Source organism: Mycobacterium sp. 1165178.9, from assembly GCF_001673555.1.
In the GTDB taxonomy this organism is placed as follows: domain Bacteria; phylum Actinomycetota; class Actinomycetes; order Mycobacteriales; family Mycobacteriaceae; genus Mycobacterium.
This window is the reverse complement of record NZ_LZMB01000015.1, coordinates 1-17845: the sequence shown is the minus strand read 5'-3', so window position 1 is coordinate 17845 and position 17845 is coordinate 1. Positions and strand designations below refer to the sequence as shown.

The 17845-nt window shown below is 63.1% G+C and carries 19 protein-coding genes; 5 read left to right on the top strand and 14 right to left on the bottom strand.

All coding sequences use genetic code 11. The features are described 5' to 3' along the window. Window positions 1-76: 76 nt before the first annotated feature. The 11 genes from A5652_RS00975 to A5652_RS28885 form a co-directional block, all read right to left on the bottom strand. A complete protein-coding gene (locus tag A5652_RS00975) occupies window positions 77-1234 on the bottom strand; it encodes a low temperature requirement protein A (RefSeq protein WP_067345664.1) in 1158 nt (385 codons plus the stop codon). A 137-nt stretch (window positions 1235-1371) separates the two neighbouring features. Further along, the gene (locus tag A5652_RS00970) at window positions 1372-2241 is read right to left on the bottom strand and encodes an ABC transporter substrate-binding protein (RefSeq protein ID WP_067345662.1); all 870 of its coding nucleotides are present in this window, start codon (window positions 2239-2241) and stop codon (window positions 1372-1374) included. Window positions 2242-2251: 10 nt separating this feature from the next. Then, complete coding sequence (locus tag A5652_RS00965) at window positions 2252-2980, bottom strand: SDR family NAD(P)-dependent oxidoreductase (RefSeq protein WP_232001051.1); 729 nt, start codon at window positions 2978-2980, stop codon at window positions 2252-2254. Between the two features lie 31 nt (window positions 2981-3011). Then, window positions 3012-3347, bottom strand: a complete 336-nt coding sequence (locus A5652_RS00960; RefSeq protein ID WP_067345656.1) for a hypothetical protein — start codon at window positions 3345-3347, stop codon at window positions 3012-3014. 23 nt (window positions 3348-3370) lie between these two features. Then, window positions 3371-4318: an aldo/keto reductase gene (locus tag A5652_RS00955; RefSeq protein WP_067345654.1), complete on the bottom strand. Its 948-nt coding sequence runs from the start codon at window positions 4316-4318 to the stop codon at window positions 3371-3373. Between the two features lie 3 nt (window positions 4319-4321). Continuing rightward, window positions 4322-5044, bottom strand: coding sequence for a cysteine hydrolase (locus A5652_RS00950; RefSeq protein WP_067345653.1), 723 nt, complete (start codon window positions 5042-5044; stop codon window positions 4322-4324). 72 nt (window positions 5045-5116) lie between these two features. Continuing rightward, the gene (locus A5652_RS00945) at window positions 5117-5707 is read right to left on the bottom strand and encodes a TetR/AcrR family transcriptional regulator (RefSeq protein WP_067345652.1); all 591 of its coding nucleotides are present in this window, start codon (window positions 5705-5707) and stop codon (window positions 5117-5119) included. 651 nt (window positions 5708-6358) lie between these two features. Next, window positions 6359-7516, bottom strand: a complete 1158-nt coding sequence (cax, locus tag A5652_RS00940; protein WP_067345649.1) for a calcium/proton exchanger — start codon at window positions 7514-7516, stop codon at window positions 6359-6361. 618 nt (window positions 7517-8134) lie between these two features. Continuing rightward, window positions 8135-8677: a TIGR00730 family Rossman fold protein gene (locus tag A5652_RS00935; RefSeq protein WP_065054318.1), complete on the bottom strand. Its 543-nt coding sequence runs from the start codon at window positions 8675-8677 to the stop codon at window positions 8135-8137. 4 nt (window positions 8678-8681) lie between these two features. Continuing rightward, window positions 8682-9281 carry an NAD(P)-dependent oxidoreductase gene (locus tag A5652_RS00930; RefSeq protein WP_067345646.1) on the bottom strand — a complete coding sequence of 200 codons (600 nt, stop codon included), beginning with the start codon at window positions 9279-9281 and terminating at the stop codon, window positions 8682-8684. Beyond that, complete coding sequence (locus A5652_RS28885; protein ID WP_255361791.1) at window positions 9281-9403, bottom strand: hypothetical protein; 123 nt, start codon at window positions 9401-9403, stop codon at window positions 9281-9283. The genes A5652_RS00930 and A5652_RS28885 overlap by 1 nt, the downstream gene beginning before the upstream one ends. A 170-nt stretch (window positions 9404-9573) precedes the next feature. Between A5652_RS28885 and A5652_RS00925 the strand changes: the two genes are divergently transcribed. The 4 genes from A5652_RS00925 (at window position 9574) to A5652_RS00910 (ending at window position 13412) form a co-directional block, all read left to right on the top strand. After that, entirely contained in the window at window positions 9574-10551 is a 978-nt protein-coding gene (locus tag A5652_RS00925; RefSeq protein ID WP_067345643.1) for a nitrilase-related carbon-nitrogen hydrolase, read from the top strand. Beyond that, window positions 10538-11047, top strand: coding sequence for a DUF302 domain-containing protein (locus tag A5652_RS00920; RefSeq protein ID WP_067345639.1), 510 nt, complete (start codon window positions 10538-10540; stop codon window positions 11045-11047). Before A5652_RS00925 ends, A5652_RS00920 begins: the two co-directional genes overlap by 14 nt. 758 nt (window positions 11048-11805) lie before the next feature. Then, window positions 11806-12621 carry an LLM class F420-dependent oxidoreductase gene (locus A5652_RS00915; RefSeq protein WP_067345636.1) on the top strand — a complete coding sequence of 272 codons (816 nt, stop codon included), beginning with the start codon at window positions 11806-11808 and terminating at the stop codon, window positions 12619-12621. A 50-nt stretch (window positions 12622-12671) separates the two neighbouring features. Continuing rightward, complete coding sequence (locus A5652_RS00910; RefSeq protein ID WP_067345632.1) at window positions 12672-13412, top strand: SDR family NAD(P)-dependent oxidoreductase; 741 nt, start codon at window positions 12672-12674, stop codon at window positions 13410-13412. On the opposite strand, the gene A5652_RS00905 is transcribed toward A5652_RS00910, so the two are convergent. Continuing rightward, a complete protein-coding gene (locus A5652_RS00905; protein ID WP_067345629.1) occupies window positions 13413-14312 on the bottom strand; it encodes a LysR family transcriptional regulator in 900 nt (299 codons plus the stop codon). An 84-nt stretch (window positions 14313-14396) separates the two neighbouring features. Beyond that, complete coding sequence (locus A5652_RS00900) at window positions 14397-14891, bottom strand: YkgB family protein (protein ID WP_067345626.1); 495 nt, start codon at window positions 14889-14891, stop codon at window positions 14397-14399. Window positions 14892-15314: 423 nt separating this feature from the next. On the opposite strand from A5652_RS00900, the gene A5652_RS00895 reads away from it, so the two are divergent. Further along, the gene (locus tag A5652_RS00895; RefSeq protein ID WP_067345623.1) at window positions 15315-16703 is read left to right on the top strand and encodes a mercuric reductase; all 1389 of its coding nucleotides are present in this window, start codon (window positions 15315-15317) and stop codon (window positions 16701-16703) included. A 92-nt stretch (window positions 16704-16795) separates the two neighbouring features. Here the strand turns inward: A5652_RS00895 and A5652_RS00890 are convergent. Further along, on the bottom strand, window positions 16796-17845 hold a 1050-nt coding region (locus A5652_RS00890; RefSeq protein ID WP_197513684.1), incomplete at its 5' end, for a GMC family oxidoreductase.

Sequence of the window (17845 nt, the reverse complement as noted above, 5' to 3'; positions counted from 1 at the left end):
ATGGCGCTCGAAGCGCCGTTTCACCTTTCCCCGATCTCAGCCGGCTGCCCAACCCACCGCGGACACCCGCGCATCCTCAACGCGCCTGTCCGGCCAAGGCCGGACCTATCCGCGGGCGCCGCCACAATTCCCAGGCCAACCGGCAACCCCCGATGCCGGCGAGCAGGCCGAGCGCTATGAGGGCCGGAATGTGTAACAACGCAGGCAGGGTCGCCGTCGCGGCCACTGCGGTAGCCGTGCGGTCGACCGGGGCCTGCCGGTGGTCACGCCATCGGTAGGCGACATCAGCGAAGTAGAACAACGCCATGCCGCCGGCCAGTGCGACCGCGGGCAGCAAGGGCAGCGGGACGGTGGCGTGCTCAATGGCGGCGTGCGCTCCGACGGCGAACAGCATGATGCCGGCGACCAGAGGTAGATGCAGGTAGCTGTAGGCATCGCGGGCAAGATGGGCCCGTTCCGTACCGGTGGCCTGCTCGAGCCGCTGTTGTGCTCCAGACGTCAGACCGAAGTAGGTCCACCAAAAGGTAGCCATGATGGCCACACCCAAGACCAGAGCAGTAATGACCTGCCATTGGCCGAGATCTTTTGCCGCTCCGCCGAGTTCGACTACTACTTCACCGAGCGCGATGATGATGATCGAGCCGTGACGCGAGACGAAGTAGGACGGCGAGACGCGGAATCCGCCGAGGCCCAGCACGGCCGGTGCGCCGTAGTCGATCACCGCGGCCGCTACCCACAGCAGTTCGCGCCCGGGCGACTCAACGAAGGCGGCAAACACGATGCAGGCCGGCGCGGCGACGAACGCCGGCGCTATTCGACGAGTGCCCCGCTGCAACGCGGCGTCCTCGTGGGAAGAAAGGGCGACGAACTTCACCACGTGGATCAACCGAACCACCAACAGGGCGATCCCGAAGACCAGCGCGCCCGACGCGAATGCCGCGGGAAGCGCTGCTGCAGCAACGAGCATCGCCGCCATCGCAGCGATGACTACCGCTTCGTGCCACACGTTGGCCGTGTCGAACGTGTTGATAAGCCAGGTGTAGCCCACCCAGGCCCACCACACCGCAAGCAGAGACAGCGCCGCCCGGGCGAAACCCGTCGGCGAAAGATCATGCAGCACAAGCAGCGTCACCTGCGACATGGCGAACGTGAATACCAGATCGAAGAACAGTTCGAGGTTGCCCTCGGAGCGGGGGGCCGCCCGTTGAACCGAGTTCTCGTCGTCGTCGCTCATGGCATCACTCCGTTCGGGGGTCGGCCCGACAAGTCGCGTACATACCCGCGCCTCTGCCGCCCAAACCCTCCGTGCCGTCAGCTCGAAGCTATCCGCCTACAACGGCAGGATTAGTGATATCCGCGACGACCCACCACCTAGCTCGTCGCAGAAGCGAAGGCGTTCTTGACCGGTATCGGCGCGACACCGAGTTCCGCTGCCACAGCGTCGATCGCCTGCTGCGCGATGCCGAGGTCGACATGACCGTCTGGCGTGAAGTATGGGGCGACGTACCGCTCGTAGTGCTGCTGGACCTCGTCCCTGGTCAGCCGACAAAGGAATGAGGCGAGGTAGTCGACCGCGACGTCGGGTCGCTCGGCGATCAGTTGCAAAGCCCGCCGGTTCGCACGCACCAAGGCCTGCAGTGCGGGGCTGTCTAGGGGTATGTGAGTGGGATCGACCGCCACCCCGACGGTCGGGATCTGAAAGTAATCACCCACCCAGGCGAGAAGATGAAACCCTTCTTCTTCGGCGACTTGTTCCGGTGAAAGAGTGCTGCCGACGTAGGCCGCATCAATGTCGGCGTCGCGCAGGCGCCGCAGATCCATCTGATAGTCACCGGGGATCCGGGTGACACATGCCACGTCGTTGTCGGGGTCAATCCCGTGTTTTCGCAATACGATTCGGGCGAAACAACCGGGGGCGGTGTGGCCCGCGTGGACGGCCAGGCGGCGTCCTCGCAGGTCTTCCATGGTCCTCACCTCGGCGTTGCCGAGAAACCAGAACAGCGGGCGATGGGTGTTGACGCAGAGCATCTGCCAGTCGATACCGTCGGTCAACCGCGACAGTAGGGCGCGTCCGAGGCCGATCGTCGCGCCTCGACGCACACGATCGGTTTTCCATCCGACGCCGTCGCGGATCGCGACGTGGACTCCTTCATCCTCATAGAATCCGCGCTGATCGGCGATGTAGGAGGTCAGTTCCTCGTGATAACCGTGTCCGACGTAGGTGAGGTCGATGGTGTGCATGCCGTGCCTCCTAGTCCATTGCCAGACCGCCGTTGACCGGCAGGTAGTGGCCCGTGGTGAAACCGGCCGCCTCACTTGCCAGAAAGGCCACTGTGCGGGCTACCTCCTCGGGACGCACAAGGCGTCCCATCGGGTTGGTCGCGCCGAGATGACTCACTTGGTCCGCCGTCAGTTGCCCGGTCACCTTCGTTTCATCGACTGTGGCGGGCGCGACTAGGTTGGCAGTGATCCCTCGCGGCGCCAATTCGAGCGCGATGTAGCGAACGAACTGATCGAGCGCCGCTTTGGAGGTGCCCAGCGTGATCATCCCTTCGCGCGGACGGCGGGACAAGCCTGTGCTGAGATACACGAGGCGTCCATAATGACGCGAAATCATCCAGGGAATAACGGCTTTGGTGATCAGGAACGCGGCCCTCAGCTCTCGGTCCAGCTTGCCGCCTAACTGCTCCCATGTCAGATCAGCGAACGACGTGACGTCGAACGGTATTAGAGCATTGTGGACGAGAACATCGACGCCACCCCAGCGCTCTTCGGTCTCGGCCACCATCGCGGTCACGTCGTTCGAGTCGGTGACGTCGGCCCGGATCGCCACCGCCTCACCACCAGCTTGAGTGACGGCCCGGACAACCTTGTCGGCCTCCTCGGCGCTGGAACGATAGTTCACGACGACGCGAAACTCCTGCTCGGCAAGCACCGATGCGGTCGCCGCACCGATTCCGCGACTCGCTCCGGTAATCAAAGCAACACGACTCATGACACACCTTCCGTCATCATTTGGCGGTCTTGACGTTTCTACCGATGAACCACAGGACTTCGGCGGTGTAACCCCACAACAGTGCGTCACCGTCGAGGCGCAAACTCGGTCCACGCCAACCGGCCGTGCAGTAGGTTTCCCAGCGCTGCGGCTGGGCAAGTTCGCGTAAAGATACGGAGAACACCCGTTGTGTCTCGGCGGTATCGGTCGGAGTGAGCGGACGTCGCTGCCGCCGATATCCGACGACTCCCGTCACATCAAGCAGCACAGATGCACCCGGGATCATCGTCGAGACGGGTTCGCAAACGCCGCCGGCGATCGCCTCGCCCGACGCGTCATCGCCGATACTCATCAGATCTCCTGGCGCTTGCGGTCTTAACTGCCCCTCGGCACTTCACTAAAGCCCGGTTTCCCCGCATCCACAACAGAGTTGAACCGGATCCGAGTTTGCACGTGCTTGCTGATCTCCTCGATAGCGTTCTGGGGAAGCCCGGTGACATCGACGTTCTGGTCGATGCGGCGTGGGTTCACCGAGGAGGTCAGCACTGCGGCGCCACGCTGAACGCCCCAGGCCAGAAGCACCTGCGCGGGAGTCCTGCCGTATCGCTCGGCCATTGCAACAATCACCGGGTCATCGAGCAGCCGTGGCTCGAGCGCATGTCCCAGCGGCGCGAACGCCAAAAGGATGATGCCCTCCGACGTACACAGCTCGTGGAGTTCCCACTGGGGGTGATACGGATGTGACTCGACTTCGACGACTGCCGGTTTAATCCTCGCGCAGTCGAGGATCCGCCGCGTCCCCTCAATGTCAATGTCCGACAACCCAATCGCGCGGGTGAGCCCCTCGTCAACCAAAGATTCCATGGCCGCCCAGGTCTCTTCCAGGGTCACACCGTCGTCGTAGATCACCTCACCGCGAACATCCCGCGGATCTTGATCGTCGCCAGGCTGGAAAGCGAACGGGGTATGCATCAAGTAGAGGTCGGCCGCATCCAGTCCGAGCCTGTTCAGGCTGGCCTGGAGGGCGGGCTTCACCCGTTCGGGCCGGTGGTTGTTGTTCCATAGCTTGGTGGTCACGAAGAGGTCTTCACGGCGGACGGTCTGGTCGGCAATCAATTCCTTGATCGCCAGGCCAACCTCTGCCTCATTCCGGTACCGCTCCGCGCAGTCGAGATGACGAAAGCCCGCCTCGACCGCGGCCTTGGTGGCGCTGCGTGTTTGGGCGCTGTCCGACAGGAGAGTTCCGAAGCCCAGTGCCGGAATCGCACCCGCACCGCTATTCAATGCGAACCGATGGTGGCGTGGATCTTCGATAAGTGACATGTCTCAACCCCTTTCTGTTGATGACGTGCTGAGTCGCGTGACCGCATCGGCGGTTGTCCAGACGGCACTCGCGAGGAAGCGAAAGTTCACCAGCGCCGCGAGGTACCCATCGCCTTCGGGCAGTCGTGGGCCTGCCGTGGCGTCCTTGACGACGACCACTTCGAAACCCTGCTCTACCAGTTCCCGCAGATGACCTTCGACGCACAGGTTCGCCGCCATCCCCGCCAAGATCACCTGATTCACGTTCCGCTTACGCAGTTGCAGCACAAGGTCATTGGACTCAGGCCCCACTATTTTGTGAGGAGATGCGATCACCGTTCGTCCGTCATGGATGTGGTGTCGATAGTCGGACAGAAAATCGGCGCCGGAGTCGGCAAAACCGTCAGTGGTGTAGGTGCCGTGACGCGAGAACATTCCGAGGCTCATCATGAATTGCTCGAGCGGATCACCGAAGGCCCATTGCTGATCCGTGGGGTAGAAGTAGTGCGGGGATATCGCGACGGTGATCTCGGCCCGCTTGGCAGCCGCCAGCAGTTCGCCGATGTGAGTGACCGTGCCGTTCTCGCAGATACTGTCGCCGAACACCTGCCACCCGACACCAGCGGGACTGAGGAAGTCGTTTTGCGGGTCGGTGATGACTAGAGCGGCGTGTTCGCGATCGAGTAGGAACCCAGAGGCCGGCAGCGCGGGATTCTCCGGTTCGGAGTGGGCTGTCGGGTCAATCATATCCTGATGATAGCTGACCAGTCGTCTATTAATGGGTCCGGAGGCGGTGACCTACATCTCATTGTGTGAACATCAACCCAGAAGAGCGCGTACGGTGACTGCTTCGAAGCGGTCATAGGGAGTGCGGCTCCTGGTCACCTTGCCGCGCAGCGCCGCCCCCTCCCATGCTTCGATCAACAGCGCGGCGAGCTCCTCGGCGTCGAGATCCGTTCTGATTGCATCCGATCCGATTTGGCCGGCTCGCACGCAGGCGGTGAGCGCATCATTCCACCGGTCGAGAATGCGGACGAGTTCCTTCCGCGTGGATTCACTCGAACCTCCTAGTTCGAGCGAAAGGTTGCCAACCAAGCAGCCGAGAAGAAAATCACCGGCCTCGTGTTCGTCGGCGAGCGCGTGGAAGAAGCGGCTGATCCGATCCTGCGCGGACTCGTCCGTTGCAAGGATCGGCAGAATCCGGGTCTCGATATCTGTCCAGTAGTAGTCCAGAATGGCTGCTGCGAATGCCTCCTTGCTGGCGAAATAGGCGTAAAACGATCCTTTCGGCACTCCGGCGGCATCAGTGATGTCCTTAATCCCGCTGGCCGCGAACCCGTGCGCATGCACCAGCGCGAGCCCGGCCTCAAGCAGGCGGCGCCGAACATCCGGGTTGGCAGGGCGAGGCATAACCGTCATATTAGCCGACCGGTCATTTATTGTGCAGCAGGACGGCCGAAAGGACTCAAGGATCTCGGGCGCTCGGTACCGGCCGTCGTTCGGTCCTTGACGGTTTCGACCACGCAGCCGTACAGCGGCCGCGCCGCAGCCGCCCCGAGGCGTGACGATCCTGCACGCCGTTGCCATTCGAATTCGTCTTACCCGGTCCACCACCGGCAATCGCTGATTGTTTTCGGGATGAGCTTTCCCAAGTGACTACGCGGCGCCTGCCGTGGGAAGCAGCCCCGCGAACGCAAACGCCCATTCGAATGGCCCAACAAGTCGGCCTTTAGCGTCGCACGAGCTTCCGTCGTTGAAGTGGGGCGGGCGGGGCTCGAACCCGCGACCAACGGATCATGAGTCCTTGGTAAGCGTGACCGCGACCAGGAGAATGGCTCGCTGCGACGGCTCAAATCGCCTGTAACACAGTCAGATTGACCGTCCCCGGTGCGGTTACGGCACTGCCTGGGTACGCGGACAAATTGCCCCCAAGATGCCGAGGTGAGAAGCAGGCGCGGTATGTCAGCGACCGATCAGTCGCCACTTTAAGGCGCTGCCACGAGCCCAGGGGGCGCGAACTTGCCAGGCGCGAAAACGACGGACCGCAGACCGTTGGGGCACTCACCCCCACCAGAACGACGTGGCGATTGCCACGTAGAGCGCGATGAGCACCGTCCCCTCGAACCAGGTCGACTCGCCGTCGAAGGTCACCAGCACCGCGACCAGCGCCGACATGATCATCGACGCCAACAACAGCGGTGAGAACACCAGATCGAAACCAGGCTGGCCGAGCCATGCCGCCGCCAGGCAGACGATCGGAGCGATGGTGAGCGCGATCTGGACGGGCGACTGGAGGATCACCTGGACCGCGTAGTCCATCTGGTTCTTGGCCGCCAGCTGGACGCCGACGAAATTCTCCACCGCGTTGCCGGCGATCGCCACGATCACCAGACCGGCGAACACCTCGTTGATGCCCGCAGAATGCATCGCCGGCTCTAGGGCGGCGACGAACCACTCCGACACGAAGGCCGCACCGACCCCGGCGACGGCCAGCATGCCGATGGCCATCGCCAGCGGCCATTCCCCGTGTGCCGTCGCCAAGCTGGCGGCTTTGGCCGAATCGGCGCTGGCCACAATGGGAGACGACGCTCTGGAGGTTTCACGACCAACCTGCCCCACTGGGTCGACAGCACGCTTTCCGAGCGTGGCCGGCAGCGAGAGTGCGAACAGCGCAAGCATGACGATGGAGACGACGACCGACACCGCCCGCTCGTGCGATTGCGCGGGGGTGTGTGTTGCAGCGGTGAGCGAGGGGACAGCGAGGATGAATACCGCGAGGGTGAACATCAATCCGAGGGTGCGTCCGTCGTCGGCGGCGAAGCGCTGGCGGCCGTGTTTGATACCGCCGACCACGAAGGACAGCCCGAGCACCAGCAGGGCGTTGGAGAGAATCGAGCCGACGATGGTGGCCTTCACCACCCCGTAAAGGCCTGCTTTGAGTGCGAACAGTATGACGAACAATTCGGGCAAGTTCCCCAGCGCCGTCTGCAGTATCCCAGTCGCGTTGGGCCCGAGCCGGTCTCCGAGCGCCTCCACCGAACGGCCGACCAAAGATGCCAGCGTGGCCAACGCAAGTGCGGACACGATGAACGCCAGCACTGCATTCACGTGGGCGAAGTGCAGAACTCCGGTCGCCATGGCCGCGATCACCGTGATGGTGATCACGATGCGGTCGCGCCGGGTCAGCAGTGGAAGCCGTTCAGTATGGGTGGTTGTCACGCGCCTCTCCTGCTCTGATCGCGCCGAAGTTTTCCAGATCGCACGGTTCGAGTTTAAAAATCGCCTCTCGCGACCAAGCAATGGCCGGTGGTAAGGCGATTAGCTCTCATATGGCGCGCTTTCCAAATCTCGTGTGGCAGCTTCACAGACGGAGTCGAAACCTTACATCGAGGTTTTCTTGTGGCCGGCTAGGCGACTGCATTAATTGGATTAGCTGGCGCACCCGCACTGACGGTTTGGTGGGCACATTTGCGGCGGGCGTGTCTGACACCAGGCAGTGGGGCGGGCGGGGCTCGAACCCGCGACCAACGGATTATGAGTCCTATTTCGGCGCGCTTACGACCTGCGGAAATAGTTAGCTGGATTGATGCAAAACACCTGATAGACCTGAAAATCAGGCGTAGCCGATACGGCTAGGATACGGTTCGATACGGCCCAATATCGCCCTCGGACGCCGGGGTGACGACGCCGGGGCCGGGATCTGCGCGCGGCTGCTAGCGCAGTTTCGGTGAGTTTTGCACGGTCCAGCACCGAGTGGCGCCCGCCGTCGACGCCCGATGCGCGGTACAGCGTCTTCTGCAACCGGCCGACAGCGCCTAGCGCGGCGCCCGAGATCGTTCAATTAGCTTCGCGGATCAGACCTTCCAAGTAGGCGAGGGCTTCGGCGCCGTCGTCGGCGATGAAGACCAGATCGATGATGGGCACCGGAAGGAAACGTTCCTCGTCCATTCGCTGAAGCTGAATCGTCAAGCCGTCGTAGAACCCGGCCGTGTTCAGCAGCACGACCGGCTTGTCGTGCAGCTTGTGCTTCCTCTGCTCCAGGACGTCCGTCGCCTCGTCGAGTGTGCCGAGGCCGCCTGCCATCACGACGATCGCGTCCGCGCGCTCGAGCAGCAACGCTTTGCGCTCGGCGAGGTCCTTCGCGAACACCATCTCGTCGGCGTCCTTCCTCGCGAACTCCCGCAGCAACTCGACCGAGATGCCGACGAGCCGCCCGCCGGTCTCCCGAACGCCGTCGGCGACGACCTTCATCAGACCGGTGTCGGATCCACCCCACACCAAACCGTGTCCGCCGTTGCCGATGAGCTCGGCGAATTCTCGGGCGGGCCGCGTGTAGCGCTCGGCGAGGTCGGCGGCGGACAGGAACACGCAGATGTTCATCCGGTCATTCGCTGTCAACGACGGTCACGATGCCCGGAGGTGCGTCGATCGCATCGAGAGTCCGAGAGGCGGCCGTATCGATGTGCACGCGTGGTGCGTTGGGACGCGACTGTTCGAAGTAGGTGCCAGGACCGTAGAGGAAGCCGTACCGGATGACGACACCGTCCACGGCGAGCACCGCTTCTTCCAGTGCTGCGACAGCGGCGGCTTCCGCGCCGGGTTGCATGGTCCATGCAACGCTCTGGGCCACGATCTTGATGTAGCCCAAGCCTTTTGATGCCTCGATCAGATTACGGGTGCCTTCGACGCGTATTCGCGCATTGACTTTCGAATCGTCGGGTAAGTCTTTCAGATCGTCGGGAAGATCTGTCAGCTCGTGAAGTATGAGGTCGGGCGCGAACGCCTGAACGGCGGCTGTGAGCGCCTGACGGTTGAATACATCACACACGATCGGTTGCGCACCGGTGGCGGCCAACCGGCCGGCCTTCTCCGGCGAGCGCGTCATCGCACCGACGGTGTGACCGGCGTCCCGCAGCAACGGCACCAGTCGCTCGCCGATGACCCCCGAGGCGCCGGCGAAAAAGATGCGGCGTGAGGTCGACATCAGTGCCCTTCGAGCGGATACGGCACAAATCCGTGCGGATAGACCTCGTAGATCATCGATGGCGGAATGGGCGCGGGCACCGCCGACCGTGCCACGGCGACCGCCGCAGCGGTGAATGCCATGGGGCTGACAGTAGTCCCCTCGATTTGCATAGTGGTCCTCCTTTTGTGCGGCCTCACAGCGGTGCCAACGACGCTCTTGTGATGCTGAGTACAGTCTACAATACTCAGGAATCGATTGCCTTCCCGTCACCTTGTTCTAGTCGAGTACCTGCGCATGAAGGGTGAATGAAATGACTACGGTAAGAGCGGCTGCAGTACAGATGAGCCCGGTGCTATACAGCCGTGATGGCACCACTCAGAAGGTTGTCGACAAGATCGCCGAACTCGGGCGCCAGGACGTAGGATTCGCTGTCTTCCCCGAGACGATCGTGCCGTACTATCCCTACTTCTCCTTTGTCCAAAGACCTTTCGAGCTGGCCGCTGAGCAACTGAGGCTGATCGATCAGGCCGTGACCATACCGTCGCCCACAGTCGACGTCATCGCCGATGCGGCCAGGCAAGCGGGAATCGTGGTGTCCATCGGCGTGAATGAACGCGATGGCGGCACGCTCTACAACACGCAGCTCCTCTTCGATGCCGATGGCACCCTCATCCAGCGGCGTCGAAAGATACTGCCCACCTTCCACGAACGGATGGTGTGGGGACGGGGGGATGCCTCCGGCCTTGCGGCCGTCGACAGCGCCGTTGGGCGGATCGGCCAGTTGGCGTGCTGGGAGCATTACTACCCGCTGGCACGGTATGCCGTCATCGCTGACGGTGAGCAGATTCACGCAGCGATGTGGCCGGGCTCGTTCGGCGGTCCGCTTTTCGCGGAGCAGACCGAGTTGAGCGTCCGCAATCACGCACTCGAATCGGGCAGTTTCGTTGTCAACTCCACCGGCTGGCTGGATGCCGATCAGCAAGCGCAGATCATGGCAGACACCGGGGCGCCGATCGGCCCGATATCGGGGGGCAGCTTCACCGCGATCGTGTCACCTCTTGGCGAATTGTTAACCACGCCCTTGCGTTCCGGCGAGGGCGTTGTGATCGCCGATCTCGACTTCTCGTTGATCGACCAGCGTAAGTCGAAGATGGATGCCATCGGCCACTACAGCAGGCCCGAACTGCTCAGTCTGTTGATCGACCGCACACCGGCTGCTCACGTCCACGAGCGAGTCGAGCCCCACAACGCCGATACGAAAACCGAGGCCGACCATGTCCACGTCTGATCCACTTGCGATCCCGTTCGGCGGCGTGCGCCTGCGGTTCGACAGCGCGAAGAGTTACGACGACCTTGTTGCCGCAGTGCTCGCCGACATCGGCGAGCAGCCCGTTCCTATCGACGACATCGCCTTGCGGTTCGACACCTGGGAATCCTATGAGCGGGAGGTGGAATCTCGCACCGGAGCAAGCGGTTTCATGCTGTTTGCGACGCTGAACCATGGTGGGTGGATCAAGAAAGCCGGGATTGACAGGAAGGCGTTGCGCGTCGTGTTGGGCAACCCCCTGATTGCGATCACGATGCTGCGACACGATGTCACAGCGGGACTCTTTGCGCCCGTTGAACTTCTGATTACCGAGGAACCCGACGGCCGAAGCGGACTGACCTATGTGTTGCCGTCGTCGCTGATGGTCGTCGAACCGAATGAGCCGCTTCGCGAAGCCGCCCTTGAACTCGACGCCAAGTTGGCGGCGTTGGCCACCAAGGTGACGGCGACCTCGTAACGCACCTAACCTCGGCTGCGGTTGACGAAGATTGTGCAGCGGCCGCCGAACAGAGCATTTATCGAGTCACACGGTCGCCGTGCCCCGGCGTGTACCCCGGCGGCGGTGCCCAGTTTGCTAGCTGCACACGCTCTGCACACGCTCTGCGCCGCACGCGGCGAAGACGCCGCGAAAAACGGGCTCTCGATTGCACGGGGATGCCTCTGCGAGGCGCTGACCAGGCGAAATACGGTGGGGCGGGCGGGCCCGAACCCGCGACCAACGGATTATGAGTCCCTAGACACCGCCTCGGCGACCAGCAGAAACGGTCGGCCAAATCCCCTCAAAACACTTGTAAGACAATGAATCTGGGCGTTCTCGATACGTTTACGGTACGGCCTCGGTACGCCTACGAATCGCCCCCGGTCGCCGGGGTGACGCCGGGGTGAGATGGGTTCGGCGGTGTTAGCTAGAGCCTGTGCGCGCTGGAGCCGGGACGCCAGTCCAGAAGTCACGCGACTCCGCCAGATGCTGCGGCAGCTGCAGCAACAGGGCGTTGGCGGCGCGTTCGGATACATGCCATGCCGATGCCGGTGAGCTCCTTCCACTGTGGAGCCTTTTTGCAGTCGGAGCTGAAGCGCTCCAGAGGCCCTGAATGGTCTTTCGCGGGCGGCCGCTTATGGCCGCCATTAGTGGCGACAATGGGACCGCAGAATCGTCGGCTTGTTCAAGTGCGTTATGTATGGCGGCGCTACACGTCGTGCCGCAGGAAGGAAACTATGACGAACTCCATTCGGGTCGGTGTTCAACTCTGGCCAGGAGGGACACCCGACTATCGGACCTGGCGAGACTCGGTAATCAAGGCCGAGGAACTGGGCGCCGATGCCATCTTTGGCTACGACCACTTCCACAAGCCGTTTAGCGTTCCGTCGGAGGATGGCTTGCCCCAGCTGCTACCCGACCAGCCTGACGTCAACAACTTCGAGGGCTGGACCGCGCTCGCGTCGTGGGGCGAAATAACCAGGCGTGCCGAGATCGGACTGCTGGTGACCGGCGTCGGTTACCGCAATCCCGACCTGCTCGCCGACATGGCCCGCACGGTCGACCACATCAGCGGCGGTCGCCTGATCCTCGGCCTCGGGGCAGGTTGGTACGAAAAGGACTACAGCGTCTACGGATACGACTACGGAACAGTCAAGTCTCGGATGGATTTGTTCGAGCAGAGCCTTGCCCGCATCGAAAACCGCCTCGAGCACCTGGTGCCACAGCCGGTGCGCAAGATCCCGGTCTTGATCGGCGGAATCGGAGTTCGGCGCACGTTGCCGATCGTCGCCAAGCACGCCGACATTTGGCACACGTTCGCCAGCGTGCAGGAATATCGCCGCAAGAACGCGATGCTCAGGGATCTGGTAGCCGAGGCCGGCCGCGACGAACGCCAAATCGAACGCGCGGTCCATTGGACTGGACGAGACAACGCCGACGCCTTCCTCGGCGAGGGCGTCACTCTGTTCACCACGGAAGTTCACCCGACCGACGACGGTTACGACTTCTCGGAATTCCAGGACATGATCGCCTGGCGGGATCAAAACCGCTGAGGATGACGGAACCACTATCGGCGGGCCTACTGCGAGAGTTTGAATAGATCATGACGAACACACTGGAAGGTTCGACCGCATTGGTGACGGGGGCGACGGCGGGCATCGGCCGCGCGATCGCTCTTCAGCTGGCTGCCCTCGGCGCCGAGGTTGTGGTGCACGGCCGCAGCGTCGAACGCGGCGCCGAGTTGGTTCAGGCCATCGAAAATGCTGGCGGCAAGGCGCGTTTCGTCGCCGCCAATCTCGGGGAGGCCGACGATGTGCGCCGCCTGGCCGCCGAGGCAGGCGCCGTCGACATTTTGATCAACAACGCGGGCGTCTACAAGTTCGCCGCGACCGTCGAGAGCGACGATGCGTTCTTCGACGAGCACATCAACGTGAACCTGCGCGCACCGTACATCTTGGTGCAGCAACTTGCGCCCGGCATGGCCAAGCGTGGCCGAGGCGTCGTCGTGAACCTGAGCACGGTCGCGGCTGGGACACCCGCGCGGGGCGCGGGAATCTACGGTGCGAGCAAGGCCGGCCTCGAATTGCTGACCCGCGTATGGGCGGACGAGTTCGGCCGCGACGGGGTCCGAATCAATACGGTGCAGGCCGGTCCCACTCAAACACCTGGCACCGCAACTACTCCCGGCGTCGCTGACGCGCTCGGCGAGGTCACCACACTCGGCCGGGCGGCGGTCGCTGAAGAGATCGCCAACGCCGTCACGTTCCTTGCCTCACCCGCGGCGAGCTACATAAACGGCGCAATTTTGCAGGCCAGCGGCGGTCAGGTCGCGATCGCGCCGTGATCACTCGGCCGCTGGAACGTCAAACGCCGTGACGAGCTGGCCAATGTCCCGGCGGCGCGAATTTGCCGGCCACACCACCCATGTGCGCCGAACCAACGGGTGACCGACGAGCGGACTCCATATCACGGATTCGGGAATCTGGTGCGGCCAATTCGCCGGCGCCAGGGCGAATGAGCCACCCGCGGTAACCGCAGCAAGCTTGACCTGGGCGATGAGCTGCTGGTCCTCCGGCGGCGGCGGCCCCAGATCGACGCCGTGGCTGCGCAAGATCGCTGTGATTTCGTCGTGCCAGGCTGGGCTGTTCGATCGTGGGAAACAAAGCCATTGCAGTCCGGCCAGCGCCTCGAGCCGGATCCCCTGCGAGCCGACGAGCCCGGCGGCGAGTTCGGAAGCCAACAACACGCCGAGGTTTTCGCGCGCCACCAACATCGCGTCGAACTCTTCCGGGGCGGGCCGCTCACGGAGCAGGCCGACGTCGATCTCCCGGCTGCGCAGCCCGGAAATCTGTGCAGCAGTTGACAAATGCCGGGGCATTACCCGAGTGTCCGGACAGTTCGCTGCGAACTTCTCGAGCGCGCCCTGCAGAAGGTCCGGCGGTAGCTCCATCGGCACCCCCAGCCGCAGCACTCCGCCACCTTCAGTGGTGAACTCGGCCATCCGGCGCAGCGCCTGATCATGCCTGGCGAGGATTGCGCGTGCCTCCGCTAGCAGAGCGGCGCCCGCTTCCGTCGTCCGTACCCCGGTGCTGCTGCGCTCTAAGAGTTTGACGCCGAGCTGACGCTCCAAGGAGCTCACTGTCTGCGACAAAGCGGGTTGGCTGATATTGAGTCGGCGCGAGGCGGCCGACACTCCGCCTTCCTCCACTGCCGCCACGAATGCCGTTAACTCTCGCAGCTCCATTCGTCCAGCCTAGGGCGGCGATCACAACGGGGAAGCCCGGTCCCGGACAATGTCCGCGACCGGGCGACCTACTCGCCGCGGGTGTTAGCGAGCGTTTGTCGAGCGCCGTTGGACAGCCCGGATGGAGTCGGCAAGCGTCCAGAACGACAAACCAAGCAGCGGGATGTCTTTGAGGAGAAACTCACCGAGCAGGGAGATGGCCGGGAAGCCGCCGCCGGCCGGCTCTCCGATCCCCGGGGTTGTGAAGAGGAAGCCGATCGTGGACAGAAACAGCACAATGGCCATCAGACTTCCCGTTACCGACAATCGCGGCGCGACCGGCTTGATCGCCAGGAGGAACGCGGCAGCGACCTCGAAGACACCTAAGAGCGCCGAGAAGGTATAGACCGGGAAAACTTGATAGACCCAGCCCATCCAAGGACTGTTGGCCACCAGTGGCTGAATCTGGTGTGCCTCGTAGTTGGCGAACTTGAGGGCGCCTATCCAGCCGATGACGATCACGAGACCGTATCGACCGAGAACGCTGGCGACGGTCTCGATGGCCGACGTCCTGAGAACTGTGCTGACGTTGGTTGTCATGGTTTTCGTTCCAATCTGATCGATTGACGGGGTTGAACGGATTGCACGCATTGATTCCTTTCGTAGGATCGCGGCGCGATGCCGCTGACCCTCGAAACGTTGTGATGCCGACTGATATGTCGGCGTCGCCAGTGCGGATTCCGATAACCGCGATTAGCTGTCCCGATAGCCATTGCCATGAACTGTTGAAAGGTCGACAAAGCCGAACTCCGATGCCAAACACCTTCGCGCACAACGGTAATCGTCATAGCCGTGGGGTACGAAGTGACATCGTGTACCTTCCGACTTTCCTCGGCATCGGCTACACCGGACGTCGGGCTGGTCTTTCGGTCAAAGGTGTTCGTGTCCGCCACGAGTCGGCCGTTCACACAAACTTGGAAGAATCGCAGTGATTGTCGATCTGGATCTGGAGAGTAGGACCAAATGACCGAGGAGCAGTACGACGCGATCGTGATAGGGACCAGTCAGGGCGGTCGCTTTCTTCCCGTCGAGCTGGCAAAGGCGGGCCAGAATGTCGCGCTCATCGAGCGCGACCAACTCGGCGGCGTCTGCGTCAACACGGGGTGCACCCCGACCAAGACGATGGTCGCCAGCGCGCGCCTCGCCTACCAGGCACGCCGCGCCGCAGAGTATGGCGTTGGTGCTGGTCCCATATCGGTAGACCTGGCGGGGGTGCTTGAGCGCAAACGAGCCATGGTCACCGGCGCGCGCCAAAACTACGCGAGCCGGCTGGCGCAGCATGGACTTGACCTGATCGACGGGGAGGCCCACTTCGTGGGGCCGAGGACCGTCGAGATCGCCTTGACAAATGGCGGGACGCGGCAGATCAGCGCCTCGGTGGTCGTGATCGACACCGGCACCCAATCCAAGCCGCTGGTGATCCCTGGCGTCGCGGACGTTCCCGTTCTCGATTCGACGTCGATCATGGAATTGGATGACCTCCCGGAGCACCTGATCGTCCTTGGCGGAGGCTATATCGGGCTCGAGTTCGGCCAGATGTTCCGCCGATTCGGCAGCGAGGTCACCATCATCCAAAGAGCCGCCCGCCTGCTGAAGATCGAGGACGAGGACGTCTCCGACGAGGTCGCCGCAATCTTGCGCGATGAGGGAATCACGGTCCTGACGTCGTCGACGCCGGTCCGGGTTGAGCAGGCCGACGGGGACCGCCTCCGGTTGACCGTTCGCACCGAGGACCGCGAGCGACAGGTCGAAGGCTCCCACCTACTGTCAGCCATCGGCCGCGTCCCGAACACGGAGGCACTCATCCTCGAGGCCGCCGGAATCCGTCTCAACGACCACGGGTTCATCGACGTCGACGAGTACCTGCAAACCAGCGCCCCAGGCGTTTACGCCATGGGCGACGTCAAGGGCGGCCCGGCCTTCACCCACAGTTCCTACGACGATTACCGCATCCTGCACGCCAACCTGATCGCGCACGAAAAAAAGAGCACGCACGACCGGATCGTCCCCTATGCGGTATTCATCGACCCGCAGCTTGGCCGCGCTGGCATGACCGAGCGCGAGGCCAGGGCGCAAGGAAGAAAGATCCGCGTGGCGAAGCTCCCGATGAGCGCCGTTATCCGGGCGATCGAGACCGGGGAAACGCGCGGCTTCATGAAGGCCATCGTCGACGCGGACAGCGGACAGATCCTGGGCTGCGCGGTCCTGGGCAGTGAAGGCGGCGAGATCATGACCGTGATTCAGGTCGCCATGCTGGGCAAGCTCACTTACACCGCAATGGCGGACGCGATCTTCACGCATCCGCTCCTGGCGGAAGGACTCAACAACCTCTTCGCGATGTTCGACGCCTAACCGGGTATCAGCTGCACGCCGCATCAGCCACCAGCTGCGCCGAGGACCCAGGCTGGCCGATAAGGCCAACTCACCACTTCGTGCACTGTCGCTCACGTGATGTCGTTCGCCTCGCTGTTGATCAGATCAGCAGCTTTCTCGGCGAGCATGATCGTGGGAGCGTTGGTATTGCCACGCGGCACGACCGGCATCACCGAGGCGTCGACCACTCGCAGGCCTTCGACACCGCGCACACGTAGTTGCGGGTCTACCACGGAAAGCTCACCGCTACCCATCGCACACGTGCCCACCGGGTGATACATCGTCTGGGTGCGGGCGCGGGCGGCCTGTGTGAACTCGGCGCCGTCAGTGCAGCGCGTCGGAAAGAACAGGGCGCCCAAGTGTGATGCGAGCGGACCGGAGGTGCTCATGTCCATGAACGCCTCGGCGCCCGCGAGCATGGCCTCGAAGTCTCCCGGTTCCCGAAACAGCCCGAGGTCGATCAACGGGGTATCTGAGGCGTTGGCCGAGCGCAACCGCACCGTGCCTCTGCTCACCGGATCGAGCAGCGACACCGTCCCGGTAAACGACGGAGTTGAGGGCGGCACCAGACCGTCAGCGAAGGCCATTGGTGCCACATGGATTTCGATATTGGGCGTTACCGTATCGCCCGTCGTGCTGCAGAATGCACCGACATCGCACAGCGCCGAGTTCAGCGGCCCGGGCTCACCGGCCTGGAATTGTGCCATGGCCTTGGGATCAAGGGCGAGGGCCAGCATGTCGGTGGCATCGCGGGTACTCCAGATCATGGGCAGTGTCGGGTGATCGTGCAGATTGGCGCCAACTCCGGGCAGATCCGCCGCTACATCGATGCCCTGCGCACGCAGATGTTGGGCCGGGCCGATGCCCGAAAGCATCAGCAGCTGAGGCGAGTTGATGGCCCCGGCGCTAAGCAGCACCTCCCCCGCCGCGCGCGCCATACGCCGTGCACCATCGTGGTCATAGACCACACCGACCGCGCGCACGCCATTGAGCAGGATGCGGTGGACCAAGGCGCGCGTCCGGACGGTCAGATTCTCCCGCTCCAGCGCCGGGCGCAGGTAGGCATCCGCCGCCGACCAACGCCTGCCCTGCGCCTGGGTGAGTTGAAACGGGCCGACACC